The 26,318-nt window shown below is 71.9% G+C and carries 27 protein-coding genes; 14 read left to right on the forward strand and 13 right to left on the reverse strand.

The genetic code is table 11. The features are described 5' to 3' along the window. Positions 1-118: 118 nt before the first annotated feature. Positions 119-730, forward strand: coding sequence for a hypothetical protein (locus ACIREO_RS18110; protein WP_404110760.1), 612 nt, complete (start codon positions 119-121; stop codon positions 728-730). A gap of 43 nt (positions 731-773) precedes the next feature. Here the strand turns inward: ACIREO_RS18110 and soxR are convergent, their stop codons facing one another. Further along, positions 774-1,247 carry a redox-sensitive transcriptional activator SoxR gene (gene soxR, locus ACIREO_RS18115; protein ID WP_404110762.1) on the reverse strand — a complete coding sequence of 158 codons (474 nt, stop codon included), beginning with the start codon at positions 1,245-1,247 and terminating at the stop codon, positions 774-776. Between the two features lie 157 nt (positions 1,248-1,404). Here soxR and ACIREO_RS18120 point away from each other — a divergent pair, with 157 nt between their 5' ends. After that, positions 1,405-1,866: a MaoC family dehydratase gene (locus ACIREO_RS18120; RefSeq protein ID WP_404110765.1), complete on the forward strand. Its 462-nt coding sequence runs from the start codon at positions 1,405-1,407 to the stop codon at positions 1,864-1,866. Positions 1,867-1,921: 55 nt separating this feature from the next. On the opposite strand, the gene ACIREO_RS18125 is transcribed toward ACIREO_RS18120, so the two are convergent. The 4 genes from ACIREO_RS18125 to ACIREO_RS18140 all read right to left on the reverse strand — a co-directional run bounded on the left by ACIREO_RS18125 (position 1,922) and on the right by ACIREO_RS18140 (position 4,751). After that, positions 1,922-2,545, reverse strand: coding sequence for a TetR/AcrR family transcriptional regulator (locus tag ACIREO_RS18125; RefSeq protein WP_404110768.1), 624 nt, complete (start codon positions 2,543-2,545; stop codon positions 1,922-1,924). Positions 2,546-2,628: 83 nt separating this feature from the next. After that, positions 2,629-2,919 carry a YiaA/YiaB family inner membrane protein gene (locus ACIREO_RS18130; protein ID WP_404110770.1) on the reverse strand — a complete coding sequence of 97 codons (291 nt, stop codon included), beginning with the start codon at positions 2,917-2,919 and terminating at the stop codon, positions 2,629-2,631. A 227-nt stretch (positions 2,920-3,146) separates the two neighbouring features. Next, positions 3,147-3,530, reverse strand: a complete 384-nt coding sequence (locus ACIREO_RS18135; RefSeq protein WP_404110773.1) for a VOC family protein — start codon at positions 3,528-3,530, stop codon at positions 3,147-3,149. Between the two features lie 66 nt (positions 3,531-3,596). Beyond that, complete coding sequence (locus ACIREO_RS18140) at positions 3,597-4,751, reverse strand: acyl-CoA dehydrogenase family protein (protein WP_404110775.1); 1,155 nt, start codon at positions 4,749-4,751, stop codon at positions 3,597-3,599. 65 nt (positions 4,752-4,816) lie between these two features. On the opposite strand from ACIREO_RS18140, the gene ACIREO_RS18145 reads away from it, so the two are divergent. The 4 genes from ACIREO_RS18145 (at position 4,817) to ACIREO_RS18160 (ending at position 8,309) form a co-directional block, all read left to right on the forward strand. Beyond that, entirely contained in the window at positions 4,817-5,491 is a 675-nt protein-coding gene (locus ACIREO_RS18145) for a TetR/AcrR family transcriptional regulator (protein ID WP_404110778.1), read from the forward strand. Positions 5,492-5,505: 14 nt separating this feature from the next. Next, a complete protein-coding gene (locus tag ACIREO_RS18150; protein ID WP_404110781.1) occupies positions 5,506-6,231 on the forward strand; it encodes an ArsR/SmtB family transcription factor in 726 nt (241 codons plus the stop codon). 44 nt (positions 6,232-6,275) lie between these two features. Continuing rightward, positions 6,276-7,196 (forward strand): DMT family transporter, encoded by a 921-nt coding sequence (locus ACIREO_RS18155; RefSeq protein WP_404110784.1) that lies wholly within the window; start codon positions 6,276-6,278, stop codon positions 7,194-7,196. Positions 7,197-7,319: 123 nt separating this feature from the next. Further along, complete coding sequence (locus ACIREO_RS18160; RefSeq protein WP_404110786.1) at positions 7,320-8,309, forward strand: Acg family FMN-binding oxidoreductase; 990 nt, start codon at positions 7,320-7,322, stop codon at positions 8,307-8,309. Positions 8,310-8,342: 33 nt separating this feature from the next. On the opposite strand, the gene ACIREO_RS18165 is transcribed toward ACIREO_RS18160, so the two are convergent. The 6 genes from ACIREO_RS18165 to ACIREO_RS18190 form a co-directional block, all read right to left on the reverse strand. Next, positions 8,343-9,422: a Zn-dependent alcohol dehydrogenase gene (locus ACIREO_RS18165; protein WP_404110788.1), complete on the reverse strand. Its 1,080-nt coding sequence runs from the start codon at positions 9,420-9,422 to the stop codon at positions 8,343-8,345. 31 nt (positions 9,423-9,453) lie between these two features. Continuing rightward, the gene (locus tag ACIREO_RS18170; protein WP_404110790.1) at positions 9,454-10,848 is read right to left on the reverse strand and encodes an aldehyde dehydrogenase family protein; all 1,395 of its coding nucleotides are present in this window, start codon (positions 10,846-10,848) and stop codon (positions 9,454-9,456) included. An 86-nt stretch (positions 10,849-10,934) separates the two neighbouring features. Beyond that, positions 10,935-12,206 carry an MFS transporter gene (locus ACIREO_RS18175; protein WP_404110793.1) on the reverse strand — a complete coding sequence of 424 codons (1,272 nt, stop codon included), beginning with the start codon at positions 12,204-12,206 and terminating at the stop codon, positions 10,935-10,937. After that, positions 12,206-13,606, reverse strand: coding sequence for a CitMHS family transporter (locus ACIREO_RS18180; RefSeq protein WP_404110796.1), 1,401 nt, complete (start codon positions 13,604-13,606; stop codon positions 12,206-12,208). Before ACIREO_RS18180 ends, ACIREO_RS18175 begins: the two co-directional genes overlap by 1 nt. A 121-nt stretch (positions 13,607-13,727) precedes the next feature. Continuing rightward, positions 13,728-15,908 carry a molybdopterin oxidoreductase family protein gene (locus tag ACIREO_RS18185; RefSeq protein WP_404110799.1) on the reverse strand — a complete coding sequence of 727 codons (2,181 nt, stop codon included), beginning with the start codon at positions 15,906-15,908 and terminating at the stop codon, positions 13,728-13,730. A 179-nt stretch (positions 15,909-16,087) separates the two neighbouring features. After that, positions 16,088-16,717: a TetR/AcrR family transcriptional regulator gene (locus ACIREO_RS18190; RefSeq protein ID WP_404110801.1), complete on the reverse strand. Its 630-nt coding sequence runs from the start codon at positions 16,715-16,717 to the stop codon at positions 16,088-16,090. A gap of 111 nt (positions 16,718-16,828) precedes the next feature. On the opposite strand from ACIREO_RS18190, the gene hmgA reads away from it, so the two are divergent. The 4 genes from hmgA to ACIREO_RS18210 all read left to right on the forward strand — a co-directional run bounded on the left by hmgA (position 16,829) and on the right by ACIREO_RS18210 (position 20,472). Then, on the forward strand, positions 16,829-18,148 hold the full coding sequence (hmgA, locus tag ACIREO_RS18195; RefSeq protein WP_404110804.1) for a homogentisate 1,2-dioxygenase: 1,320 nt from the start codon (positions 16,829-16,831) through the stop codon (positions 18,146-18,148). A gap of 31 nt (positions 18,149-18,179) precedes the next feature. Continuing rightward, positions 18,180-18,953, forward strand: a complete 774-nt coding sequence (locus ACIREO_RS18200; RefSeq protein ID WP_404110807.1) for a GntR family transcriptional regulator — start codon at positions 18,180-18,182, stop codon at positions 18,951-18,953. A gap of 70 nt (positions 18,954-19,023) precedes the next feature. Beyond that, complete coding sequence (locus ACIREO_RS18205; protein WP_404110810.1) at positions 19,024-20,247, forward strand: type ISP restriction/modification enzyme; 1,224 nt, start codon at positions 19,024-19,026, stop codon at positions 20,245-20,247. An 84-nt stretch (positions 20,248-20,331) separates the two neighbouring features. Next, positions 20,332-20,472 (forward strand): hypothetical protein, encoded by a 141-nt coding sequence (locus tag ACIREO_RS18210; protein ID WP_404110813.1) that lies wholly within the window; start codon positions 20,332-20,334, stop codon positions 20,470-20,472. Between the two features lie 10 nt (positions 20,473-20,482). Here ACIREO_RS18210 and ACIREO_RS18215 read toward each other — a convergent pair whose 3' ends face one another. Next, positions 20,483-20,746, reverse strand: coding sequence for a hypothetical protein (locus ACIREO_RS18215; protein WP_104790182.1), 264 nt, complete (start codon positions 20,744-20,746; stop codon positions 20,483-20,485). Between the two features lie 208 nt (positions 20,747-20,954). On the opposite strand from ACIREO_RS18215, the gene ACIREO_RS18220 reads away from it, so the two are divergent. Then, the gene (locus tag ACIREO_RS18220) at positions 20,955-22,121 is read left to right on the forward strand and encodes a serine/threonine-protein kinase (RefSeq protein ID WP_404110816.1); all 1,167 of its coding nucleotides are present in this window, start codon (positions 20,955-20,957) and stop codon (positions 22,119-22,121) included. Between the two features lie 7 nt (positions 22,122-22,128). Here the strand turns inward: ACIREO_RS18220 and ACIREO_RS18225 are convergent, their stop codons facing one another. Further along, the gene (locus ACIREO_RS18225; protein WP_404110818.1) at positions 22,129-22,947 is read right to left on the reverse strand and encodes an SGNH/GDSL hydrolase family protein; all 819 of its coding nucleotides are present in this window, start codon (positions 22,945-22,947) and stop codon (positions 22,129-22,131) included. A gap of 670 nt (positions 22,948-23,617) precedes the next feature. Between ACIREO_RS18225 and ACIREO_RS18230 the strand changes: the two genes are divergently transcribed. Genes ACIREO_RS18230 through ACIREO_RS18240 form a run of 3 tightly spaced genes read left to right on the forward strand, consistent with a single transcriptional unit; the run spans position 23,618 to position 26,252 of the window. Continuing rightward, positions 23,618-24,448, forward strand: coding sequence for a glycosyltransferase family 2 protein (locus ACIREO_RS18230; protein WP_404110821.1), 831 nt, complete (start codon positions 23,618-23,620; stop codon positions 24,446-24,448). After that, on the forward strand, positions 24,445-25,452 hold the full coding sequence (locus ACIREO_RS18235; protein ID WP_404110823.1) for a glycosyltransferase family 2 protein: 1,008 nt from the start codon (positions 24,445-24,447) through the stop codon (positions 25,450-25,452). The genes ACIREO_RS18230 and ACIREO_RS18235 overlap by 4 nt, the downstream gene beginning before the upstream one ends. A 20-nt stretch (positions 25,453-25,472) precedes the next feature. Beyond that, the gene (locus ACIREO_RS18240) at positions 25,473-26,252 is read left to right on the forward strand and encodes a polysaccharide deacetylase family protein (RefSeq protein ID WP_404111084.1); all 780 of its coding nucleotides are present in this window, start codon (positions 25,473-25,475) and stop codon (positions 26,250-26,252) included. The last annotated feature ends 66 nt before the right edge of the window (positions 26,253-26,318 follow it).

The raw sequence follows: 26,318 nt of genomic DNA on the forward strand, positions 1-26,318 counted from the left end.
GGCCCCTGCATGGCCCGTCTCATTCCGTGGACGCATTTCACCCTTGGATGGAGCCGAATCGGGCAGTCGTACGTCCATCCCTTGACGCCGAAGTACGAGCGACGGAGGTGGCAGTGCCATGGCCGGTTTCCGGAGTCTTGCGAGACAGGTCCGCGATCCGCGGGGCGATCTGGCTTTGCGGCGGTACTCGCTGCGCAAATGCCTGGAGCGGTTCGCCCCGTACGGTCACCGGGCGACCTGGGATCATCTGTGCGCCCGGCACGGGATCGAGCCCGAGGACCGGGCCCCCGAACCGGTGCGCCTGATCCGCGCACTGGAGGAACTGGAGGAGGCGCGGGCCGTCTGGCTCGCGTACGAGGCGGGCTTCGCCGAGCGGCGACGCCGTGAGAAGCACGACGGGCTGCGGCGGCCCGGCACATTCGACGACTGGCACCGGCGGACCTGGGGCGGCAACGGGATCGCCCACTGCGAGGACCCGGGGGTCCATCCCGGCGCACCCCTGGCCGAGGTCCTGGGACGCCTGATCGCGGCTCTGGGCGCGAAGCCGGGCGCCGCCTGCCCGGTCTGCACGGGAACCGCCATCGTCTGGCGGCAGGATCTGGACCGCGAACCATGGTCCGGTCCGGTCTGCACGGGCTGCGGCATCGTGGTCCCACGGCCCGTCCTGACGGCAAAGACGCTGGCCGAGGCAGGAAGAGCACGGACGAGGGCCCTGGCGTCGGCGGCCTGAGGAACTCGGGCCCACCGGAGGGCCCGGCGGAACCGGGGCGCGCTCAGGAGCGGTCGGCCGCGCCCCGCTCGGGCATCAGCCGCGACCCGGTCATCCGGTCACCGAAGACGTCGTCCGGGTTGGACAGCACACAGGTCTCCAGCGACAGGCACCCGCAGCCGATGCAGTCGGTGAGGTGGTCGCGCAGCCGGCCCAGCTGCTTGATGCGCTCGTCCAGCTCCGAACGCCATGCCCTGGAGAGCCGGGCCCAGTCCTCATGGTTGGGCGTGCGCTCCTCCGGCAGTTCGGCCAGCGCCGTCCTGACGGTGGCGAGCGGGATACCCACCCGCTGCGCGGCCCGGACGAACGCCACCCGGCGCAGCGCGTCCCTGGTGTAGCGGCGCTGGTTGCCGCTGGTGCGGCTGCTGTTGATCAGACCCTTGGACTCGTAGAAGTGCAGGGCGGACACCGCGGCGCCGCTACGGGCGGAGAGCTGGCCGACGGTGAGTTCTTGGTATGTCTGCGGGATCTGTGGCACTCCTCCAACCCTAGTGGCCGCACCTCGGCCGTTGCCCCGTCTTCGAAAACCCGGCCGGTCCGTCGTTGACAGGGACGCACGGCCCAACCATGCTGAGCAAGCGCTTAGACATCGCCCGAGGAGGGCGACCGACAGCCGGAAGGCAGGGACCAGGAACATGGCAGAGCCGAAGATCTTCACGTCCGCACAGGAGCTCCGGGACGGGGTGGGCCAGGAGCTCGGTCACAGCGATTGGCTGGAGATCGGGCAGAAGAGGATCGACCAGTTCGCCGAGGCCACGGGCGACCACCAGTGGATCCACGTGGACCCGGAGGCCGCCGCGGCCGGCCCCTTCGGCACGACGGTCGCGCACGGCTATCTGACGCTGTCGCTGCTGCCTGTGCTCGTCCCGCAGATCCTGCGGGTCGAGGGCGCGAAGATGGGCATCAACTACGGGACCAACAAGGTCCGCTTCCCCTCGACCGTCCCGGTGGGCTCGCGGCTGCGCGCCACTGCCGTGCTCAAGAACGTCGAGGAGGCGGGCGGCGGCGTACAGGTGACCGCCCTCGTCACCATCGAGCGCGAGGGCGGCGACAAGCCGGCCTGCGTCGCGGAGTCCGTGTCGCGCTACTACTTCTGAGCCGCCACCGCTTCCGGCGGTACGGAGTGCGCCGGGCCCCCAGGGGCGCCCGGCGTCACTTCTGGGTGCCCACCATGCGCAGGACGAGGTCCGCGTAGAGGGTGCCGACCTCCTCGGGCGTCCGGCTGCCCTGGGCGTTGAACCAGCGCGCCACGTCGATGCAGAGGGACAGCACGGCGAGGGTGGTGCCGGGGACGTCCGGCACGTCGAACTCGCCCGCCCGCACACCGTCGCCGATGATCCGGCGCACCACGGCGTCGCTGCGCCTGCGCAGGGCGACGATCTCGGCGCGGTGCTCGTCGCCGAGGGCCTCCAGCTCGTACTGCACGACGCGGGCCGTGGTGTGGCGCTCGGCGTGCCAGCTGACGAAGGACCGGACCGCGCCGGCGAGCCGTTCGGCGGCCGTGCCGTCCTCGTCGGCCGCCGTCTCCAGGAGGAGCAGGGCGCGGTCGTGGCCGATCCTGCTGATCCGGTGGAGCAGCTCTTCCTTGGTCTTGTAGTGGATGTAGAGCGCGGCCGGGCTCATCCCGGCCCGGCCCGCGATGTCACGGGTGGTGGTCGCGTGGTAGCCACGCTCGGCGAAGGCCTCCACGGCCGCGACGAGCAGCCGCCGCGCCGCCTCGGGCGTGACCTCGCTCCACGGCGCGCTGTCGCCTTCGGTCTCCTCCGCCGTGCTCATCGCCACGTGCCCCTTTCCGCTGGCAGGACGAACACCATACCGCGAACCTGAGCAAGCGCTTAGAGCAATCATGGGGTGGACCGTCAGAGCTTCTGGAAGGGATCGTGCTCGGCGAGGATCTTCTCCAGCCTGGCCTGGTCGACCCGGCTGGTGATCTGCCCCGCCTCCTGCCGGTCCCTGATGACCTTGGCGAGGGTGAAGCACGAGGTGACGAGATAGAGGACGCCGATGGCGAGGAAGGCCCGCACCCAGGAGTCGGCGTCAAGGAAGAAGATGCCGAGGCTGACCGCACCCAGGGCCAGCCCGAAGGAGAGGACGGCCTGCCCGTAGAAGGCGGCGGTGCTCTGCTGCTTGACCGATGTTGTCTCACTCATGTCGCACAGCATCCGGCGCCGCGGCGTACGCCGGTATCCGTCGGCGTACTCAGACGGTACTCATGGCGGCGGCCCGGACTCGGGCGCCGGGGCGGTGCGGTCAGACCGCGGGACACCCGTGGCGGGCCCCGGAAGCGGTGGCGAAGGCCGTCAGCAGCAGAACTCCGCGAACTCGAAGTACGCGGCCCCCAGGCCCCCTCGCAGTCATGGGACCGCATGACGGCACCCTAGGCGTGTTGTCCGGCGCGGTCGGACTCGCTGCGCAGTACGCAGAACTCGTTGCCCTCAGGGTCCGCGAGCACGGCCCAGCCCGCGCCGCCGGGTTCCCGGCGGTCGGCGACCAGGGTGGCGCCCAGGCCCAGCAGGCGCTCGACCTCCTCCTCGCGGGAGGTCTCCGGGCGCAGGCACAGATGGATCCGGTTCTTGACCGTCTTCGGTTCCGGCACCCGGTTGAAGTACAGCACCGTGCCCTCCTCCATCATCACCTGGGTCTCCGGAGCACCGGGGCCGTCCTCGGGATCCAGCGGGCACCCGGTCACCTCGCTCCAGAACCGGGCCAGTTCATAGGCATCCGCACAGTCGATCGCCACGTTCCGCAGTACTGAGACCATGCGGGGAAGCCTGCCCGAGCTCCACCCGGTCCGCCAGTCACCTGCGCCCCGGCATCGGAGCACGTGCTAGAAGGCGGACACCCCCGTCAGCGCCCGGCCGATGATCAGCTTCTGGATCTGGCTGGTGCCCTCGTAGAGGGTCATCACACGGGCGTCCCTGACCAGCTTGCCCACGGGGTACTCGTCGATGTAGCCGTAACCGCCGAACACCTGCAGGGCGTTGTTCGCGGCACGGACCGCCGCCTCGGACGCGAAGAGCTTCGCCGTGGACGCCGCGGTGGCGAAGTCCTGGCCGCGGTCGATGAGGTCGGCGACGCGCCAGGTCAGCATGCGTGCGGCGTCGACGTCCACGGAGATGTCACTGATCAGCTCCTGGACGAGCTGGTAGCTCGCGATGGACTTGCCGAACTGCTCACGCTCCCCCGCGTAGCGCACGGCGGCGTCCAGGGCGGCCTGCGCGATGCCGACGCAGCCGGCCGCGACCGACATCCGGCCCTTGGCCAGGGCGGACATGGCGATGGAGAAGCCCTTGCCCTCGGGACCCATGAGGGTGGAGGCGGGCACGCGGACGTCCTCCAGCACCAGTTCGGCCGTGGCCTGGCCGCGCAGCCCGAGCTTGCCGTGGACGGTGCGCCGGGTCAGTCCGGGGGTGTCGGCCGGCACCAGGAAGGCGGAGATACCACGGTGTCCCGGTGTGTCGTTCGTGCGGGCGAACAGCAGGACGACATCGGCCCAGGTGCCGTTGGTGATGAACATCTTGGAGCCGTTGATGACGTAGTCTCCCCCACTCTCGCGCACAGCCCTGGTGGTCAGGTTGCCCGCGTCGGAGCCGGTGCCCGGCTCGGTGAGACCGAAGCAGCCGATCGCCTCGCCCGCGGTCAGCTTCGGCAGCCACTGCTGCCTCTGCTCCTCGCTGCCCCAGGACGCGATCGTCTTGGCGACCAGGCCGAGCGAGACGGAGACGATGCCGCGTACCGAGGAGTCACCGCGGCCGAGCTCCTCGGTCACCAGGCAGTACGCGAGGTGGTCACCTCCCGAGCCGCCGTACTCCTCGGGGATCGTCAGCCCGAGGAAGCCGAGGGCACCCAGCTTCTTCACGATCGACTTGTCGACACTCTCGGCGCGGTCCCACTCGACGACATGCGGGGTGATCTCCCGCGCGACGAAGTCCTCGGCGAGCTGCCGGACGGCGCCCTGCTCCTCACTCAGCTCCAGGTTCATCCTGTGACACCCCACTTTAAATTAGCACTGCTAGTTTAACGTTCGCAGGCCCTACTATGTGCCGCATGGCCCGACCGCGCAAGCCCCTCCTCAGCAGAGACCGCATCATCGAGGCGGCGAGCGCGCTCGTCGACGCCGAAGGGCTGGACGCCGTCTCGACCCGCCGGCTCGCCGCCGAACTGGGGGTCAGCGGACCCTCGCTCTACAACCACTTCCGCAACAAGGACGAGATCCTCGACGCGGTCGCCGACGCCGTGTCCGCGCAGGTCGACCTGTCGATGTTCGAGGTGTCCGACGCGCGCGACTGGCCCGCCGCCCTGCACGACTGGGCCGTCTCCTACCGGGCCGCGCTCGCCGCGCACCCGCACATCGTCCCGGTGCTCGCCCAGGGGCCAGGGCGCCGTCCGGCGGGTCTACGGGTCGCCGACGCGGTCTTCGGAGCCATGGTCCGGGCCGGCTGGCCGCCCGCCCAGGCCACCTACATCGGTGCGCTGATGCGCTACTTCATCACCGGTTCGGCGCTGGGCTCCTTCGCCCGGGGATTCGTCGACGACGAGACGGCGTACGACCCCGCCGACTACCCACACCTCGGCCAGGCACATCTGCTGGCCGACCGTCGCCAGCAGGTCGACGAGGGCGCTTTCGAGACCGGGCTGCGAGCCCTGCTGGACGGCCTCGCCCTCCAGTACCAGCAGACGGCCGGCGGCCGTACGGTTCGGCGCTCGCCGAACGGTGCCTGACGCATCCTGGACGTATGGCCCGTACGACACCGCACGATCCGACCGCGCCACGGCTCGCCGCGCTGGCATCCCTGCTCGCCGACGAGACCCGCGCCTCCTTCTGTCTGGCCCTGCTCGACGGCCGGGCCTGGACCGCGGGCGAGCTGGCCCGTGGCGCGGGCGTGGCTCCGTCGACCGCCAGTGAGCATCTGGGCAAGCTGGTCGCCGGCGGGGTGCTGGCGGAGGAGCGCCAGGGCCGCCACCGCTATCTGCGGCTCGCCGACGGGCGGATCGCCCAGCTGATCGAGGAGCTGGCCGCTCACGCCCTCCCCGGGGCCCGGACGCCCCCGCGCACACTGCGCGAGGCGAGCCTCCACCACGCGCTGGCCCGTGGGCGTACCTGCTACGACCATCTCGCGGGGCGGCTCGGCATCCGGATCACCGACGCCATGACCGAGCGCGGACTCCTGCGGCAGGACACCGGTTTCGCGCTCACCGACGACGGCCTGGAGTGGTTCGCCGCACTCGGTGTCCGCCTCGGCACCACGTCACGCAGGCCCCTGGCGCGCGGCTGCCTGGACTGGACCGAGCGGCGGCCGCATCTGGCGGGTGCCTCGGGTGCCGCCCTGTGCCGTCATGTGCTGGACGCGGGATGGTGCGAACGGGTCGGGACGGGAAGAGCTGTCCGGGCGACGCCCGCCGGACTGCGTGCCCTGTCGGAGCACCTGGGTATCGAGCCGGCGGCCGTCCACGCGGGCTGACAATTCGGTGGGAGCCGAAGCGTTCCCCGCCTACCGTCGTGACCATGACGACGACACCGACAGCGCACTCCTCCGCACCGGCCGCCTCCCGACGCGACTGGCGTGCTCCGGCCGCGGCGTGCACCACAGTCATCCTGTGGGCCTCCGCGTTCGTCTCCATCCGCAGCGCGGGCGAGGCGTACTCCCCGGGGGCGCTGGCCCTGGGCCGGCTCCTCGCGGGCACACTGACGCTCGGCACGATCCTGCTCGTGCGCCGCGGGGGGCTCCCGTCCCGGGCCGCCTGGCCCGGGATCATCGGATCCGGACTGCTCTGGTTCGGCCTGTACATGGTGGTGCTCAACTGGGGTGAGCAGCAGGTCGACGCGGGCACGGCGGCCATGGTCGTGAACGTCGGGCCGATCCTGATGGCGCTGCTGGGCGCCCGGCTGCTCGGTGAAGGGCTGCCGCGCCGCCTCCTGACGGGCATGGCGGTCTCGTTCGCGGGCGCCGTCGTCGTCGGTCTCTCCATGTCGGGCCACGGAGGTTCCTCCGTGCTCGGCGTGCTCCTGTGCCTGCTGGCCGCGGTGTCGTACGCGGGCGGGGTGGTCATCCAGAAGCCCGCGCTGCGGCACGGATCCCCGCTGCAGATCACCACGTTCGGCTGCCTGATCGGCACGGTCGCCTGCCTGCCGTTCACCGGCGTCCTGGTCTCCGAGGCGGCGGACGCCCCTGTGTCCGCCACACTGAACATGATCTACCTCGGGGTGTTCCCGACGGCGCTGGCCTTCACCACCTGGGCCTATGCGCTGGCCCGTACGACCGCCGGCCGGATGGGCTCGACGACGTACGCGGTGCCGGCCCTGGTGGTGCTGATGTCCTGGCTGCTGCTCGACGAGGTACCGGCGCTGCTCACCGTCGCGGGAGGGCTGCTCTGCCTGGCAGGGGTCGCGGTCTCGCGGACCCGGGCGCGGCAGGCGGGAGTTTGACGACAGACCGTGGGGCCGGAAGTCCCGCGTGGGGGGAACGTAGGTCCCTTACACCGGGTTCGGGTGACGTCGGAGACTGGAAGACACGTCATCACAGGCCACCACCCGCAGGAGGCACGCCTCATGCAGTCCTTGCTCCGCACCCCACTCGACCTGCCGGGACAGGCCGCCGTCGCAGCGGCCGCGGCCGCGGCTCCTTCCGTGTTCAACACCCAGCCCTGGTCGTTCTCGGTGAGCCCGGCAGGACTGGACGTGTACGCGGATCCGGGCCGGGCCTCGCTGCCGACGGCGTCGGCGGAGCGCGACGTCCACCTGTCGTGCGGGGCGGCGGTCCTCAACGCCCGGGCCGCGCTCGCGCGCCTGGGCCACGGGACACGGGTGTCGGTACTGCCCGACGCCGGCGACCCGCTGCTCGTGGCGCGGATCACGGTGACCGACGAGGCTCCTGACCAGGTGCTGGGCCGGTTGTACGGCTGGGTCCACCTGCGCCGCACGAACCGGTACCCGTTCGCTCCCGAGCCCCTTGCGTCGGAGGTGGTGGCACTCCTGCGCGACGCGGCGAGCCGGGAGGGGGCGAGTCTGCGGCTGCTGGACCGTGAGCCGGAGTACCAGCGCGTGCTGTCACTGATCCGGGCGGCGACGGGGAAAGAGGAGGAGGCCGTCCGGGAGGACAGGGCCGCCCGCCTCTCGCCCGGCAGCGCCCCCTCCGTCATTCCGGTCGGCAGCCTCGGACCGGTGCCGCGCCGCGGCGGTTACGACGACCCGGCCGTACGGGACATGGCCGAGGGAATCGGCCTCCCCGGGCGTACCTGTGCGGACTTCGAACCGCGCCCGGACCTCGCCGTCCTGGAGACCCCCGGCGACGACCCCGCCTCCTGGGTCGCGGCCGGGCAGTCGCTGCAGAGGCTGCTGCTCACGGCCGCGGAGCACGCGGTCGCCGCCTCGTTCGCCAACCAGCCGCTGGAGGACGCCGACCTGCGCGACGCCGTGTCGGCGAGTGCCGCGCACTACGGGCACCCGCAGATGGTGCTGCGCATCGGCTATCCCCTGACACAGCCGCCCGCCTCTCCCCGCCGCCCGCTGAGCGAGGCGCTCCGCCGGGACGGGGACTGACAGCACGGCCCTGCCCTGGCTTCGCGGCCCGGCCTAGAACACGACCAGCGCGCGTCCGCCCTTGCCGGCGATCATGTTGTCGAACGCCGCCGGGATGCCGTCCAGCGAGATCCGCTCCGTGACCAGCATGGAGAGGTCGAACCGTCCGGACCGGATGTGTTCGGCGAGCACCGGCAGGTCTCGTGCCGGGTCGCTGTTCCCGTAGACGCAGCCGGTGAGGGAGCGGCCCCAGTGGAAGATCTCCAGGGCGTTGAAGGTCACCTGCTGGTCCTTGCCGCCGATGCCGACGACCGTGGTGCGGCCGCCGCGGCGGGTCGACTCCCAGGCCCCGCGGATCGTGGCGGGGCGGCCCACGCACTCCACGGCCACGTCGGCGCCCTGGCCGCCTGTGAGCTTGCGGATGGCGCGCGGCGTGGTCTCGGACGCGACGACGTAGTCGGTCGCACCGGCCCGGCGGGCGAGTTCCTCCTTCTCCGGTGACACGTCCACGGCGATGATCTTCGACGCTCCGGCGATACGGGCGGCCTGCAGGACGGCGAGGCCGACGCCCCCGATCCCGAAGACGACGACGCTCTCGCCCTCGCGGACCCGGGCGGAGTGGTGGACCGCCCCGTATCCGGTGAGGACCGCGCAGCCGAGCAGGGCCGCGTCGTCGAGCGGGATGCCGGCCGGGGCGGGCAGCACGCAGTTGGCGGCGACGACGGTCTCCTGGGCGAAGGCCGCGACGTTCAGTCCGGGGTGGAGCTCGGTGCCGTCGGCCGTGCGGGCATGGATGTTCGCCGCGCCCTTGAGCGCGTCGGCGCAGAGCCAGACCTCGCCGATCCCGCAGTGGAAGCAGGCTCCGCAGGACGGCGCCCAGTTGAGGACGACCGCGTCGCCCGCGGTGACACGGGTGACGCCCTCGCCGACGGCGAGCACCGTACCGGCGCCCTCGTGGCCGAGGACGGCGGGGACGGGCAACCGCATGGTGCCGTTGGACAGGGACAGGTCGGAGTGGCAGACACCGGCGGCGGCGAGAGAGATGCTCACCTGGCCGGGGCCGGGCTCCGGGAGTTCGATGTCGGTGATCTCCAGGGGAGCTCCGACGGCGGGCAGTACGGCGGCGCGGACCACGAACAGACTCCTCGGTGGATCGGCGTGGGGATCAGAACTGGAGGGACTTGGTCTGGAGGTACTCGGAGAGGCCGTGCGGGCCGAGCTCGCGGCCCACCCCCGACTGCTTGTAACCACCGAAGGGGGCCAGGGGGTTGAAGCGTCCGCCGTTGATGTCGACCTGTCCGGTGTCCATGCGGCGGGCGAAGGCCACGGCCTCCTCGTCGTCGGCGCCCCAGACGGCGCCGGCCAGTCCGTACACGGTGTCGTTGGCGATGCGCAGGGCGTCGTCCACGTCCTCGTACCGCAGGATCGAGAGCACCGGGCCGAAGATCTCCTCCTGCGCGATGGTCATGCCGGGCGTGACGTCGGCGAACACGGTGGGGCTGACGTAGTAGCCCTGGTCCTTGGGCGCCTCGGGGCCTCCTGCGACGAGTCGGGCGCCCTCCTCGATGCCCTTCTCGATGTAACCCCGCACCCGGGCCTGCTGCTTGGCGTTGACGACGGGACCGACCCGCTCACCGGGTACGTACTTGGCGACGGCCGTGGCGGCGAGGCTCACGGCCTCCTCGTACCGGTCGGCGTCGACGAGCATCCGGGTCCAGGCGCTGCACGTCTGGCCGGAGTTGGACATCACGTTGGCCACGCCGACGTTGACCGCCTTCGCGAGGTCGGCGCCGGGCAGGATCACGTTGGCCGACTTGCCGCCGAGCTCCAGGGCGACGCGCTTGACCGCCGCGCCCGCGGTGGCCCCGATCTGCCGGCCGACGGCCGTGGACCCGGTGAACGAGACCAGGTCGACGTCCTCGTGCTCGGCGAGCGCCTGGCCGGCGACCGCCCCGATTCCGGTGACCAGGTTGAAGACGCCGGCCGGCAGGCCCGCCTCCTGGGTGGCCTCGGCGAAGAGCTGAGCGGTGAGCGGGGTGTCCTCGGCGGGCTTCAGGACGACGGTGCAGCCCGCGGCCAGGGCGGGGGCCACCTTGGCGACGATCTGGTGGAGCGGGTAGTTCCAGGGCGTGATCGCGCCGACCACGCCGACGGGCTCCAGCAGGACGGTGGAGTTGCCGAGCTTCTCCTCGAAGGAGTACGAGGCGGCCAGTTCGGCGTACGAACCGGCGACCAGCACCGGTACGCCCGCGTGCACCATCTGGGACATGGGCAGCGGCGAGCCGAGCTCGGCGGTGACGGTCTCGGCGATCTCGTCCTTGCGGGCGGCGAGCACGTCGCGCAGCGCGGCGATCCTCGCGGCGCGCTCGGCGGGCGGGGTGGCCGCCCAGCCGGGGAAAGCCGCGCGCGCGGCGCGCACCGCGGAGTCGACGTCCTCGGCGGTGCCCGCCGGGACATGCCCGATGACCTGCTCGTCCGCCGGGTTCACGACCGCGATCGTGTCCTGGCCCGAGGCGGGCCGCCACTCCCCGCCGATGTACATCCCGTCATGCGCCTTCATGGCTGTTCCTCCCGGGCTCGCTGTGCCTGCCGCCGAAGCCGTGCGTCGTACGGACGGATGCCGTTCCGGCCCCCAAACTAGCGCTGTTAGTTTTTTGGCGCCAGGGAACCACTGGAGACACAGGTCACGCACGGCCGGCAGCCACACTCGCACGCCGGGCCGGAGAGTGTCCCGGTGCCCGCCGCTCCGCCGCCCCGCAGCCCGAGCCCCGCCGCCCCGACGAGCAGGGCACCCAGCATCACGAACGGCGCGGCGGTGCCCGCGACCCCGGCGATCAGGCCGGCCGACGCGGGGGCCGCGACCTGGCCGAGCCGGTTGCCGGTGAGTCTGAGGGCGAGCGCGGTGGAGCGGGCGCCCGCAGGGGCCGCCTGGACGACGGTGGTCATCGAGAGGGGCTGCCCGACCCCCAGGCAGAAGCCCAGCACGGCCAGCATCACGGCGAGCCCCCACACCGGGGCGGGCAGGGCGATCGCCGCGCAGAGGAGGCCGCCGAGCAGGCAGGTCGTGGAGAGCAGGGCTGCCCTGCCGACCGTACGCAGCATCGGTGTCATGACGAGCCGGCAGGCGATGGTCGCGGCGGCCCGGAGGCTGAGCAGCAGGCCGACGGTGGCGGGTGCGATCCCGCGGTTCTCACCCACCACCGGCAGATAGGCGGTGAGGATGTCGGTGGCGCTGAGCACGGCGAGGCTGATGAAGATGCCGGCCGGGACTCCGCGGGTGCGCAGGATGCCGCCCACCGGCACCTTCCGGTCCGTCCTCCGGGGCACCCCCTCGGACCTGCGGTGCTCGATGCGCCACAGCGAGGTCAGCGAGACGGCGGCGACGGCCGCCGAGACCAGCAGGGCGAGGGCGCTCGTACGGGCCATCGCGCCGTCCTGCTCCGAGACGACGTAACCCGCGGCGATCGGTCCGACGAGCTGGCCGAGCGAGGCACCGATGGTGAAGTGCCCGAAGTTGCGGTCCTGTTCGGCGGGGGCCGACTGCCGGGCGACCAGCGACTGAGCGCCGATCACGAAGCAGAGGTGGCCGAGCCCCATGAGCCCGCTCCAGGCCGCCAGTGCCGGGAGGGAGCCCGAGACTCCGCTGAGCGCGCAGCCTCCGCCGATCAGAAGGACCCCGACGGGCAGCAGCGGCGCGCAGCGGCCGTGGTCGGTCCGCCGGCCGAGCGGTACGGCGGCGAAGAGCGGCAGAAGCGCGTAGACACCGGCGATGACGCCGATCGCACGCTCGTCGGCGCCCAGCGAGAGGGCCCGGTAGGAGACGGCGGGCCGCGCCATCGACACCGCACCCTGCGCGAAGGCGAAGGCGATGACGAGGCGCAGCAGCCAGCCCCTGCCGGGCCGTGGCTCCGGAGGCATCAGACGATTCCGAAGAGGATCGCGGCGCCGAGGACCACCAGCGAGGTGAGCACCGCCCACTTGACGGTGAACCGTGTGTGGTCGCCGAACTCGACCTTCGCCATGCCGACCAGGACGAAGACGGCGGGCACGAGCGGGGACGACATGTGCAGCGGCTGTCCGACGATGGACGCGCGGGCGATCTCCAGGGAGGAGACGCCGTGCGAGGCTCCGGCCTCGGCGAGCACGGGCAGGACCCCGAAGTAGAAGCCGTCGTTCGACATGAAATAGGTGAGCGGGAGGCTCAGCAGACCGGTGACGAGTCCCATGTGCGGGCCCATCGAGTCGGGGATCGCGCCCACGAGCCAGTCCGCCATGTGATCGACCATACCGGTGCCGGTGAGCACGCCCGTGAAGACGGCGGCGGCGAAGACCATGCCGGAGACGTTGAGCACGTTGTCGGCGTGGGCCGCGATCCTGGCCCGCTGGTCGGGCATGTGGGGGAAGTTGACGGTGAGGGCCAGGGCCGCACCGAGCAGGAAGAGCACCGGGATCGGCATGAGTTCCAGGATCATCGCGGTCAGCAGGGCGACGGTGAGACCGGCGTTGAACCAGTAGAGCTTCGGGCGGAGCGTGGACCGGTCGGGGTCGAGTCCCTTGAACTCCTCGTCCTCCTCGTCCTCTTCGGTGCCGCCCGTGGCGCCCGCACCGCCGGTGCTCCTCGGAGCCTTCGTGAGGCGGTCGCCGCCGCCCGCGCCGACGAGGACGGTCTCGGGCTCGGTCACCAGCGCCTCGTCGAGGGTGAGCATGCCGAGCCGCTTGCGCTCACGGCGGCCCAGGACACAGGCGAGGAGGAGGACGGCGAGCAGGCCGACGGCCAGAGCCGGGATCATCGGGACGAAGATGTCGGCCGCGTCCACCTTGAGCGCGGTGGCCGCGCGGGCGGTGGGGCCACCCCAGGGCAGGGTGTTCATGACCCCGTTCGCGGTGGCGGCGACACCGGTCATCACGACCAGGCTCATCTTCAGCCGCTTGTAGAGCGGGTACATCGCCGAGACGGTGATCATGAAGGTGGTGGAACCGTCGCCGTCCAGCGAGACGACCGCTGCGAGCAGGGCCGTCCCGATGACGATCCGCATCGGGTCGGCCTTGCAGAAGCGCAGGATGCCCCGGACGACCGGGTCGAAGAGACCGACGTCGATCATCACGCCGAAGTAGACGATGGCGAACATCAGCATCGCCGCGGTCGGCGCGAGCGTGCCGACCCCTTCGATGACGTAGTCACCGAGCTTCGCGCCCTGTCCGACGGCCACACAGAACAGGGCGGGGATCAGGACCAGCGCCGCGATCGGCGACATCTTCTTCATCATGATCAGGACCAGGAAGGTCGCGATCATGGCAAAGCCGAGGACTGTCAACATATGGGATACCTAACGTTCACCTTTGAACTCTCACCGGTGTCGGCGGTCCGGATGACGTTAGGGGCCCCGAAGCAGCGTTAACAAGATGTTGACGTGTGAGCAATACGAGCAAAACCCCAGGTCAACGAGTTGGTGCTACGGAGACGGGGACGGCGTTGAGCACCGCGGTACCGGACAGCGGGTCCAGGAGGGTGCCGTCCAGGAGCTGGTTCACATTGACGCCCGGGTCCGCCCCCGCCACCGACATACGGGTGCCCGGCCGGCTGTGGCCCCAGCCGTGCGGCAGGCTCACGACCCCGGCCCGTACCGAGTCGGTGATCTCGGCGGGTGCCTCGACCGCGCCGCCCGCGGCGGTGATCCGGGCCGTGTCGCCGTCCGCGAGTCCGATCCGGTCCGCGTCGTCGGGATGGATCTGCAAGGTGCAGACGTTCGAGCCGCCGCGCAGCGCGGCGACGTTGTGCATCCAGCTGTTGTTGGACCGCAGATGGCGGCGGCCGACGAGGACGAGTCCGGCGGGCCGCGCCCCCAGCGACGCGCGGAGCCGGGGAAGGTCGGCGGCGATCGGCGCCGGGAACAGCTCGATGCGGCCGCTGCGCGTCCTGAGCACCTGCGGGACGCGCGGCTCCAGCGGGCCGAGATCGATCCCGTGGGGCCGCGCGAGGAGCTGCTCCAGCGTGAGCCCGTACGGACCGAGGCGCAGCATCAGGTCGAGGCGGCGTTCGGCCCCGGTGCTGCCGGTCAGGTCGGCCGCGAGGGACTCAGGGAGTCCCGCCTTGGCGATCGTGGTGGTGATCGCCAGGTCGTCGACGGCCTCGGGCGGCGCGCCGTGGTTGCCACCGACGGCGAGAACGAGCCGGGCCAGAATCTCGCTCTCGTCCATCCGCCCCTCCTCCAGCTCCACGGCGGGGCCGCTGTAGCGGACCTGGTTGCGCACGGCGAGGGAGTTGAACGCGAAGTCGAAGTGGGCGCTCTGCGAGGGCGGCGGCGGGGGCAGCACGACGTCCGCGTGGCGCGCGGTCTCGTTGAGGTACGGATCGACGCTGATCATGAAGTCGAGGCCGTCGGTGAGCGCCCTGTCCAGGCGGTCCCCGTCGGGCGCGGAGAGCACCGGGTTGCCCGCGATGACGATCAGCGCCCGGATCCGGCCCTCCCCCGGTGTCTCGATCTCCTCGGCGAGTGCCGCGACGGGCAGTTCGCCCTTGGCCTCGGGGTGCCCGGAGACCCTGCTCCTCCAGCGGCCGAGGGAGAAGCCCTTCCCCGGCCCGGCGGGACGCGGGGTGCGGCCGGTGGCGGAGAGCGGGAAGAGCGCACCGCCAGGTCGGTCGAGATTGCCGGTGAGGATGTTGAGTACGTCGACGAGCCAGCTGGCCAGCGTGCCGTGCTCGACGGTGCAGCTGCCGATGCGCCCGTAGACGGCCGCCGAGGGGGCGGCGGCCAGCTCACGGGCGATCTCCCGGATGGTGGCCGCGTCCAGGCCGCAGGCCCCGGCCACCGCCTCGGGGGTGAAGTCCGCGACTGCCTCCGTCAGTTCGTCGTAGCCGTCGAGGTGCTCGGCGAGCACCCCGGGGTCGGCGAGCTTCTCCTCGACGACGACCTGGGCGAGCGCGGCGAGCAGCAGCGCGTCGGTGCCGGGCCTGATGGCGGCGTGCCGGTCGGCGAGGCGCGCGGTGCGGGTGCGGCGCGGGTCGATGACGGTGAGCGTGCCACCGCGCTTGCGGAGCGCCTTGAGCTTTCCCGGGAAGTCGGGCGCCGTGCACAGGCTGCCGTTGGATTCCAGCGGGTTGGCGCCGATCAGCAGCAGATGGGCGGTGCGGTCCAGGTCCGGTACGGGGATGGCGTTGGCATCCCCGAAGAGCAGTCCGCTGGAGACGTGCTTGGGCATCTGGTCCAGGGTGCTGGCGCTGAAGACGTTGCGGGTGCCGAGCGTGGACAGCAGCAGCGGCGGATAGAGCCCGCCCGCCATGGTGTGCACATTGGGGTTGCCGAGGAAGACACCGACGGCCTGCTCGCCGTGCGCCCGGACCAGAGCCGGGATGTTCGCCGCGATCGCGTCGAAGGCCTCGCTCCAGCTCGCCTCGCGCAGCACACCGTCCGTGCGGACGAGCGGGGTGCGCAGCCGGTCCGGGTCGGCGTCGAGGCCGCCGAAGGAGGCGCCCTTGGGGCAGATGAAGCCCTTGCTGAACACGTCCTCGCGGTCACCGCGGGCACCGGTGACCGTGGCCCCCTCGATCGTGAGGGTGAGTCCACAGGTGGCTTCGCAGAGCGGGCAGACACGCAGAGCGGTACGGGATTCGTGGGACATGGGCCCTCCCCGGGGCGGCGGCAGCGGTGGCACGCGGGCGTGATCCGGCCCCCCGCGGCGCACTCGGCGGGCGCGGGCTCCCGGCGAACCGAGCATACCGACCGGTACGGATGCTGGCGAGGTGCTGGAGCGACCCGTTGTCCCGCCGCCCCGCCTTTCGCCCCGCCGCCCCCGCTCGTCTATTCGAGTGCGCCCGCGAGATAGGCCTGGAGCAGGACCCGGGTCTCCGCTATGAGGTCCGGGTCGCCCGCCGGGTCGGCGCGGAAGGCGAGTTGGAGCAGGGCGTCGGCGGCCTGCACGCAGACCAGGACCGTGCGGAGCAGACCGGCGTCGGAGGCGGCCCCGTCGCGCCCCCGGCCGAGGTACCCGGAGAGCAGATCCGTCAGGCGTCCCGCGACGCGCCGGTTCACCTCCGCGTCGAGCGGTCCCGCGACGGGCACGGGAGGGCCGAAGTCGACGAGGGAGAAGCCGGCGACGGAGCGCTTCATCGCGAGGTACTCGTCGAGCACGGCGTCGATGGCCGCGCGCCATTCCCGCTCCGGGATCGTCTCCAGTCGGGCGACGACCCGCCTGGCGTAGACCTCGAGGTTGCGCTCGGCCAGGGCGTCGACCAGCGCCCTCTTGTTGGGGAAGAAGCGGTAGACGGAGCCGATGGGCACGCCGGCCCGGTCGGCCACCGCCCGGGTGGAGAGCTGCTCGTAGCCGGTCTCGTCGAGCAGCGCGGCGCCGGCGTCGAGGATGCGGGCGAGGCGGTCGGCGCTGCGCTGCTGCACGGGGACGCGTCGGAGGTTCGTATGAGCGTGGGACACGCCTCCATGATGCCTGTATGCCGTTGACGGGCCACGTTTCGATTCCTACGGTGATCCATAGGATTCTTCGTCAGGGGATCCACGGGATTCCTCATCCAACGGGAGCGCACCATGAGCGGCATCGAGCAGGCGAGGAAAACGGCGGAGAACCTCGGCCACATGTCCGGCTTCGGCAACGAGCACAGTTCGGAGGCCGTCCCGGGCGCCCTGCCCCACGGCCGCAACTCGCCCCAGCGCGCCCCCCTAGGGCTGTACGCGGAACAGCTGAGCGGCTCGGCCTTCACCGAGCCCCGCGCCCGTAACCGCCGGTCCTGGCTCTACCGGATCCGCCCCTCGGCCGCCCACCCCGCCTTCGTCCGCACCGGCAACGGCACCCTGCGCACCGCCCCCTTCACCGAGACGGTCCCCGACCCCAACCGGCTGCGCTGGGACCCGCTCCCCGATCCCGGGCCCGGCACGGACTTCCTCACCGGCCTGTGGACCCTGGGCGGAAACGGCGACGCCACGCAGCGCACCGGCATGGCCGTGCACCTGTACAGCGCGAACTCCTCCATGACGGACCGGGTGTTCAGCGATTCCGACGGGGAACTCCTGATCGTCCCCGAGCGCGGCGCCCTGCTGCTCCGGACCGAACTGGGCCTGCTGCGGGCCGAGCCGGGCCACGTGGCGCTGATCCCGCGTGGCGTCCGGTTCCGCGTCGAGCTGCTGGACACCACCGCCCGGGGCTACGTCTGCGAGAACTACGGGCAGCCCTTCGTCCTGCCCGACCTCGGACCCATCGGCGCCAACGGCCTGGCGAACGCGCGGGACTTCCTGGCGCCCGTGGCGGCGTTCGAGGACCGCGAGGGCCCCGTCGAGGTGGTCAACAAGTTCTGCGGGAACCTCTGGTCGGCGACGTACGGCCACTCGCCGCTCGACGTCGTCGCCTGGCACGGCAACCACACCCCGTACGTCTACGACCTGCGCCGCTTCAACGTGATGGGCACGATCAGCTACGACCACCCGGACCCGTCGATCTTCACCGTGCTGACCTCGCCGTCCGACACCCCGGGGCTCGCGGGCGTCGACTTCGTCGTCTTCGCCCCGCGCTGGCTGGTCGGCGAGGACACCTTCCGCCCGCCGTACTTCCACCGCAACGTGATGAGCGAGTACATGGGCCTCATCGAGGGCGCGTACGACGCCAAGGCGGGCGGCTTCGTGCCGGGCGGCGGCTCGCTGCACAACATGATGTCGGCGCACGGCCCGGACCGTGAGACCTTCGACCGTGCGAGCGCGGCGGAGCTGAAGCCGCAGAAGATCGACGACGGACTGGCGTTCATGTTCGAGACCCGCTGGCCGGTCACGGCGACCGCGCAGGCCGCGGGCACGGACCGTCTCCAGCGGGGATACGACGACGTGTGGCAGGGTCTGAGCCGCAACTTCCGGCCGTGAGACCGCACCGCAGAAAGCCCAGGTGAACCAGATGGATCAGTTGCACGAGGCGAGCCCGCCAGGCTTCGCCCCCGACTCCCTGGTGCTGAACCGGAAGCTGCCCCTGTGGTACCAGGTCTCGCAGTCCCTGCGGGCCTCCATACTGGGCCGCCCCCAGGACGCCTCGACGCGGCTGCCCACCGAGGAACAGCTCGCCCTGCACTACGGCGTCAGCGTCCTCACCATGCGCCAGGCGCTCAAGGAGCTGGAGAGCGAAGGGCTGATCAGCAGGCACCGGCGGCGCGGCACGTTCATCGAGCCGCGCGCCCGGCGGGTGTCCCCGGTCCGGCTGATGGGTTCGATCGACGCGATCGTCGCCCAGCAGTCGGGCGAGCGGACGACCGTCCTGGGCCACGGCCGGGCGCCCGTCCCAGGAGATCTCGCCGAGTTCTTCCCGGACTGTCCGGAGGTGGTCACCTACCGGCGGCTCCGCTGCGACGAGGGGACGGGCGAACCCACCAACTGGGCGGAGAACGCGGTGCGCCCGGAGGTCGCCGCGCGGCTCGACGTGGCCGATCTGGAGCGGTGGCCGATGACCAAGGTGCTGCGCGACGCCGTCGGCGTACGGATCTCCCGGATCACGGACACCGTCGAGGCGCGCCTTGCCGACCCCCTCACCGCCGAGCTGCTCGGCGTCCCGCTGCTCAGCCCGATCCTGCACTACACCGGCGTGACGTACGACGAGGACGGCACGGTGGTGGACGTGGCGCGCATCCGCTACCGGGGGGACCGCTTCTCCTTCTCCGTGACCGTCGACGCGCACTGACGGCGGGGCCGCGGCGGGCGGTCGTTACGATGCCTGGGGCGGCGGACGTGGCGAGGGGGAGGACGACACGGTGGCAGCACGGGTGGCGGCCGGAACCGGCGGGAGCGACGCGCTCCCGCTGCTCGACGACCTCATGCCCTGGTCGGTGCGCCCCCTGAGACCGGGACGCCCCTGGGTGACGGCCCCCGACGCCGCCTCGCTCCGGGCCCGCTGGGACCTGCTGGCAGAGGCGGAAGGCGCCGAGCAGGAACGGCTGTTCCGGCCCAGCCGCTCCCGTACACCGCTGACCCCGGCCGCGGCACTGCCCGGCAGGGCCACCGGCACGAGTGCGTTCGCCCGGGATCCCGGCCCCTGTCCCGAACCGGTGCGGATCTCGCACGGCCCCTTCGACGAACAGTGGCTGATTCCCGACCAGAGGCTGCTCGACGCGGCGCGCCCGGAGCTGTGGCGGGTCGCCGACGGGCACCAGGTCTTCGCCGTCGAGCACGGATACGTGCCCCAGGACAGCGGCCCCGCCCTGTCCGCGACCGCGCTGCTGCCCGACGGCCACTCCCCCGCCGGGCGGCCAGGCCGGATACGGCCGCTCTACCGGCGTCCGGGCGGCCTGGAGCCCAATCTCGCACCGGGGCTGGCCGCTGAGCTGAGTGCCCGGTACGGAGCGCCGGTCACCGCCGGATCCGTCCTGGCCTGGGCGCTCGCCGCCGCCCGCCCCTCCCCTGCCGGGCCGCTCGTCCCGCTGCCCGCCGACGGCGCACTGTGGGCGCAGGGCGTGGAGCTCGGCGAGGAGCTGTTGCGGATCCAGCTGCGCGGGGCGCGCGGCGGGGAGCGTCCGCGTCTGCCCGGCGGCCGGCGCCCCTATGTGCGGGCCGCGATCCCGCCCCGGCCCACCGGTCTGGACTACGACGCCGACGACGAGGCGCTCGTCCTCGGCGAGGGGCGCGTCTCCCCCGTTCCCGTGGGGGCCTGGGACTTCCGGGTCTGCGGGGTACGGATGCTGGAGCTGTGGTTCGAGCGCCGGACGGAGACGGCGGAGGGGCTTGCGGCGGTGGGGCCGCGCGGCTGGCCGCAGGAGCGGACCTCGGAACTGCTGGAGCTGATCACCGTCCTGGCGCTGCTCGCCGGAGTGCGGCCCCGGCAGGACGCGCTGCGGGACCGGCTGGACGAGGAGGATGTCCTGACCCTGGACGGGCTGCGCGCGGCCGGGGTGCTTCCCGTGCCGGCCTCGGCCCGGCGTCCCGCGTCCGTACTGGACCACCAGGAGGAGGGGCCGGAGGGGCAGTTCGCGCTGTTGTGAGACGGCGGGAACCGGCCATATCTGTCGGCGCGTCGCAGGCGCTGCTGCCCCCGGTCACGCTGCCGGGCGGGGGCGTCGGCGCCGATGGGTGCCGAACCGGCGCTGGGGGAGCACACCGACGCAACGCTGCGGGCCCTGGGGATGACGGACGGGCGAAAAGCAGCACTGCGCCGGGACGGAGTGATCGTGGACGCGGCCCCGAGCGGAGGGCCGGACCGGTCGTGACAGCCGTCGGTCAGCGGCGGCTGCCGAAGAGCGAGCGCCGCAGTCGCCGCAACGGGGCGAAGAGCGAGACACGCGCGCTCCTGCTCCTGCGGGTGTGCGCGGCGTCGCGCGAGGTGAGCTCGAGCATCAGCAGCGTCGCCTCCGCCGACTCGCGCTGCGGAACGGCGGGGCCGCCCAGCACTGCGAGATGGCGGTCGAGGCGCGAACTGGTCGCACCGCTCCCACATGTAATCGCAGGCACACGAGGCCTGCTGCGCACCGTTATCTGTTCCATGTCACTCCCCACCCGTACGAGGGCACCCGGCCCGGGCAGGTTAACCCTATCGTCCCGCGGTGACACTCGTGTATCCCGGCCGCAGGATTGCACACCTGTACACGGGAGCTGACGGGCCGTTACCGGATCCCGTCGGTTCCGGGACACGTTGGGTTAGCTTGGAAGGGATTCGTCCGTACTGCGCACCGCTGCTGATGGAGGGTCACCGATGAGCGAAGTCCCGGGAACCGGCCGTGTGATCGCGGATCGTTACCGCCTTCTGGACCCGCTGGGCGAGGGCGGGGCGGGCATCGTGTGGCGGGCCCGTGACGAGGTGCTGGGGCGCGAGGTGGCCGTGAAGGAGGTCCGTGCGCCAGCCGCCCTGTCCGTCACCGACACCGAACTGCTGCACGCCCGTCTGGAGCGGGAGGCCAGGGCGGCGACCCGCTTCTCGCACCGCAACGCCGTAGCCGTGCATGACGTGGTCACCCAGGACTCCCGGCCCTGGATCGTGATGGAGCTGGTCCGTGGGCTCGCCCTGTCGGACGTACTGCACGCCGACGGCCCGCTCTCCCCCCGGCGCGCGGCCAGGATCGGCGCGGAGGTGCTCGCGGCACTGCGCGGCGCCCATGACGCCGGCCTGCTGCACCTCGACGTGAAGCCGGGCAACGTGCTGATGGCCAACGACGGCCGGGTGATGCTGAAGGACTTCGGCATCACCCCCGCCGACGGCCCGTCCGGCCTCACGGCGACGGGTGGTCCGATCGGCTCGCCGGACTACCTCGCACCCGAACGTGCGCGGGGGCGCGCGCCGGGGCCCGAGTCCGACCTCTGGTCGCTCGGAGTGCTTCTGTACGCCGCCGTCGAGGGGCGGCCGCCGTTCGGCCGGAACACTCCGCCGGACACCCTGCGCGCGGTGACCGAGGAGGAGGAGCCGCCGCTCCGACGGGCGGGCGCGCTGGCGCCGGTCATCGAGGGGCTGCTGTGCAAGGACCCGGCCGGGCGGCTCACGGCCGGGGACGCGGAGCGCCGGCTGCGGATCCTGGCCGCGGGCGGGACCGGATCACCCGGCGGCGGAGCGGCCGGCCCTCCGCTGCCACCGCCGACGGACGGCACGGCCGAGGCGGCCGGGAAACCCGGAACCGTCACGAGCGCACCGGAACCCGCCGGCCGTACGAGACGCACAGGCGTCCTGGTGGCAGTGGGGGCGGTTCTCGCGCTGCTCGTCGCGGGAGGAGTCGTCTGGGCGCTGGCGAGCGACGACGACCAGGACGAGAGGGGCGGCGGGAAGGCCACGACGGAAGCCGTGGAGCCCTTCCTGCCGGTCCGGAAGGAGACCCCGCAGGGCGGAGTCCCCTCCTCGGCGGATGGCCGCGCCGGCGCGCCGCGCTACTGAGGTGCGGTCAGGCGTTCGAGCTGAGGACGGGCAGGTAGCCCCCCGACTGCCCGGCGGCGGTGGGGTGGTAGGACACACCGATGTCGAGCCAGTTGACGCTGTGCAGCCAGGCGCTGCCCGAGCAGATCTCGTGCCCGGTGAAGGTCGAGGTGACGTCACCGAAGGTGAAGCCGTGGTCCGCGGCGCGCTTGGCGGTGGCGGCGTTGAGGTAGTCGGCGGCACCGTTGATGGCGGAGCGTTCCGCCTCACTCAGGCCGACGGCGCAGCTCCCGCCGAGCTTGTAGAAGCGGGGGTAGCCGAGGACGACGACGTGGGCCGCGGGCGCTTTGGCGCTGATCGCCGCGTAGACGGAATCCAGTTTGCCGGGGAGGGTCGAGTCGACGTAGGAGCGGGCGGTGGCGATCCGGCTCAGACAGGTCGCCTCCGACTGCAGGACACAGGTGGTCATGACATCGGCGAAGCCCGCGTCGTTGCCGCCGACGGAGATCGAGACGAGGTCGGTCGCGGAGGTCAGGGGCCCGAGCTGACCGGCCGTGACATCGCCCGTCCTGGCTCCTGAGCACGCGGTGAACGCGAAGGAGGCGGGGCTGTTGGCCGCCTCCCAGAGGACGGGGTACGCGCGGGTGCTGCGCTTGCAGTCGCCGCTCGCACCGTCGTAGCTGCCGGCGCCGACACCTGACGCGTACGAGTCCCCCAGGGCCACGTAGTCGACGGCCGCGGCGGTCTGCGCGGATTCCTGGGCCTGGGCGACGCCCGCACCGGTCAGAGCGAGAACGGTGCCGAGCAGGAGAGAGGACGAGAACGCCACGAGTCCGGACATTTTCATGGAACCTCCTTGGGCAGGATCTCTGCCTGCTCCGTAGTAGCAGTACCGGCCGGTATTCCGGTAGTGGGCATGCCAAGGCGACGCAACTACGCCTTTTTGACGGCTACTTGACGGTGCGGCACATTGAAATCCGACATCCGGCGCGCTGGGGGGCAAAGTCGCCGATGCGGATCATCAGCCATGAGACAGGGACAGTAGGGGCAGCCGGGTCACCCGTTGACAACGGGCGGCCCGGCCGCCGCGCTGATCATTTATCTGCCGGCACAGATCCCGGCCGGAACACGGCAAGAAGTGGGAAGCGTCAATTCCGCGGCCGAATGTGACAGTTCCGTCAAAGTCCGAAAAGAGCGAGACGTCATCGCATGTCTTGCCATACAGTTCCAATCGTTAATACCGTCGTAGATCAACCCGCAACGGTCCATCACGCAGGCGGCTCCAGGGGAGGGCTCAGGCAGCCGCGGTGGATACCGGAGCGGGGCACGGTAGGGGGGTGCCGTGCCAGCGGCCGTACTCAGTCGAGTCGGTCGCCGCGCGGCCAGTTGTTCCACCTCATCCAGCCAGCTCGGAGCGCCATGCCGTCATGGCCGGGGTGAGAACCCCCCTTTCGAACCGGACCTTTATCCGGACAGCCCGGGGGCGGGCCGTCCACCGGACGAGAGGGAAAAGAATCATGAGTTCAGTCCTGCCTTCCTCGATCAGACCTGCCGCCGAAGAGACCGAAGCCACTCGAATAAAGAGCGAATACCGTCCGATCTCCTCGCACCTCGCGATAGCGCCACCGGTAAGTGTCGTGATTCCCGCCATGAATGAGGCGGAGAATCTTCCCTATGTGTTCAGGACGCTGCCCGACTGGATTCATGAAGTCGTGCTCGTGGACGGGAATTCGACCGACGACACCGTCCGGGTCGCCCGCGAACTCCGGCCGGACGTCGTGGTCGTCAAGCAGGTCGGCAAGGGCAAGGGCGACGCCCTGATCAGCGGCTTCGCCGCCTGCACCGGCGAGATCATCGTGATGGTCGACGCGGACGGCTCGGCTGACGGGGAGGAGATCGTCAGCTACGTCTCCGCCCTGGTCGGCGGCGCAGACTTCGCCAAGGGCTCCCGCTTCGCCAACGGCGGCGGCACGGACGACATGACGCCCGTCCGCAAGCTCGGCAACTGGGCGCTGTGCACGGTGGTCAACCGCAAGTTCGGGGCCCGCTACACCGACCTCTGCTACGGCTACAACGCCTTCTGGAAGCACTGCCTGGACAGGATCACCCTGGACTGCACCGGCTTCGAGATAGAGACCCTGATGAACATCCGGGTGGTCAAGGCCGGCCTCCGCGTCCAGGAGGTGCCCAGCCACGAGTACAACCGCATCCACGGCGTCAGCAACCTCAGCGCCGTGCGGGACGGGCTCCGGGTGCTCAGGGTGATCCTCAAGGAGAAGGGCGTGCGCCGCCGCGTGCGCCGGACGGCGGCCGTTCCCGCCGTGATCGGCCGGGGACAGGTGTTGTGACTCCGGCCCCACGCGATTTCTCCGTCGTCATCTGCGTGTACACCGAGGAGCGCTGGGAGGACATCCTCGAGGCCGTCGCCTCGGTCCGCGCGCAGTCCCTGCCGGCGGAGGAGATCCTCCTGGTGGTGGACCACAATCCGGCACTGCTGCGTCGCCTCGCCGGGGAGTTCGGGGACGGCCCGGGGGTGCGGGTGCTCGCGAACGCGGGCCCCCGCGGTCTGTCGGCGGGCCGGAACACGGGCATCGCCGCGGCCCGGGGCGCGATCGTCGCCTTCCTCGACGACGACGCGGTGGCCGAGCCGGACTGGCTGCACCACTTCGGCCAGGGCTACGACGATCCGGAGGTGATGGCCGTCGGCGGCCGGACCCTGCCGTCGTGGGCCTCGGGCCGCAGGCCGCTCTGGTTCCCCGAGGAGTTCGACTGGGTCGTCGGGTGCACCTACCTGGGGCTGCCGCCCGGCACGGTCCGGGTCCGCAACGTCCTCGGTGGCAACGCGTCGTTCCGGCGTACGGCCTTCGACGCGGCGGGCGGCTTCGCCACCGGCATCGGGCGGGACGGGGACAAGCGGCCGCTGGGGGGCGAGGAGGCCGAGCTGTGCATCCGGCTGAGCCGCGCACTCCCCCACGCCGTCCTGCTGATCGACGACCGGGCCGTGATCCACCACAAGGTCCCCGGGGTGCGGGAACGCTTCGGCTACTTCCGTACCCGTACGTACGCCGAGGGGCTCTCCAAGGCGCTCGTCGCCCGGAGCGTCGGTGCGGGCCGGGGGCTCGAGTCCGAGCGCCGCTACACCACCCGGGTACTCCCGGCCGGGGTGCTGCGGGGCGTACGGGACTTCCTGCTCGGCCGTCCGGGCGGAGCGGGCCGCGCCGGTGCCGTCGTGACGGGAGTGCTGGCGGCGGCCGCCGGCTTCGCGGTGGGGAGCGTACGCGTCCGGCGCGACGGCGCGTCCTTCGCCGTACCGGCGATCCGGCCGGCGGTCACGCCTGAGGAGGTCCGTTGAGCGCGGCCGTTCCGATCCTGATGTACCACGCCGTCGGCCGCCGTCCGTCCGACGGCGTGTACGGCCTCTCGGTGTCGCCCGGCGCCTTCCGCACGCAGATGGAGATCCTGGCCCGGCGCGGTTCCACCCCGCTCACCACGGCCGCGCTGGGCGAGCTCTGGCGCACGGGGCGGGCCCTGCCGCCCCGGCCGGTGCTGATCACGTTCGACGACGGCTACGAGGGGGTGCACCGGCACGCCCTGCCGGTGCTCGCCGAGCACGGTTTCGCGGCCACCGTCTTCGTCACCACCGGCTGGCTGCGCGGGGCGTACCACGAGGGCGGGGCCCCGGACACCATGCTCGACTGGGGCCAGGTGCGCGAACTCGCCGCGACGGGTGTGGAAATAGGCGGCCACAGCCACACCCACCCGCAGCTGGACCAGCTCGACGAGGTGACGCTGCGGGCCGAGACCGTACGCTGCCGCGAGATCGTCACCGCCGAACTGGGCGGTCCCCCGGCCTCCTTCGCCTATCCCTACGGCTACTCCACCCGCCGGGTGCGGCGGTCGGTGCGGGCGGCCGGCTTCGCGCAGTCCCTCGCCGTGGGCAACGCACTGGCGCGCCGCCGCCAGGGGCCGTACGCCCTGGAGCGGATGACCGTCCGCCGCAGCACGAGCGCCGCCGAGTTCGCACAGCTGGTCGAGGGCCGGGCCGTCGCCCGGGTGTTCGTGGTGGACCGGGCGCTCACCAAGGGGTTCGCCGTCGTGCGCGGCGTACGCCGGGTGGGCCGCGTCACCAACCTGTCCGGGCAGCACACCTGAGGCCTGTGACCGGGGCGGGCGCCGGAGCGCCCGCCCGGGGCGTTCCGGTCCACCGGCTCCTGAAAC

It is taken from the genome of Streptomyces sp. NPDC102441 (assembly GCF_044765585.1).
GTDB lineage: Bacteria > Actinomycetota > Actinomycetes > Streptomycetales > Streptomycetaceae > Streptomyces.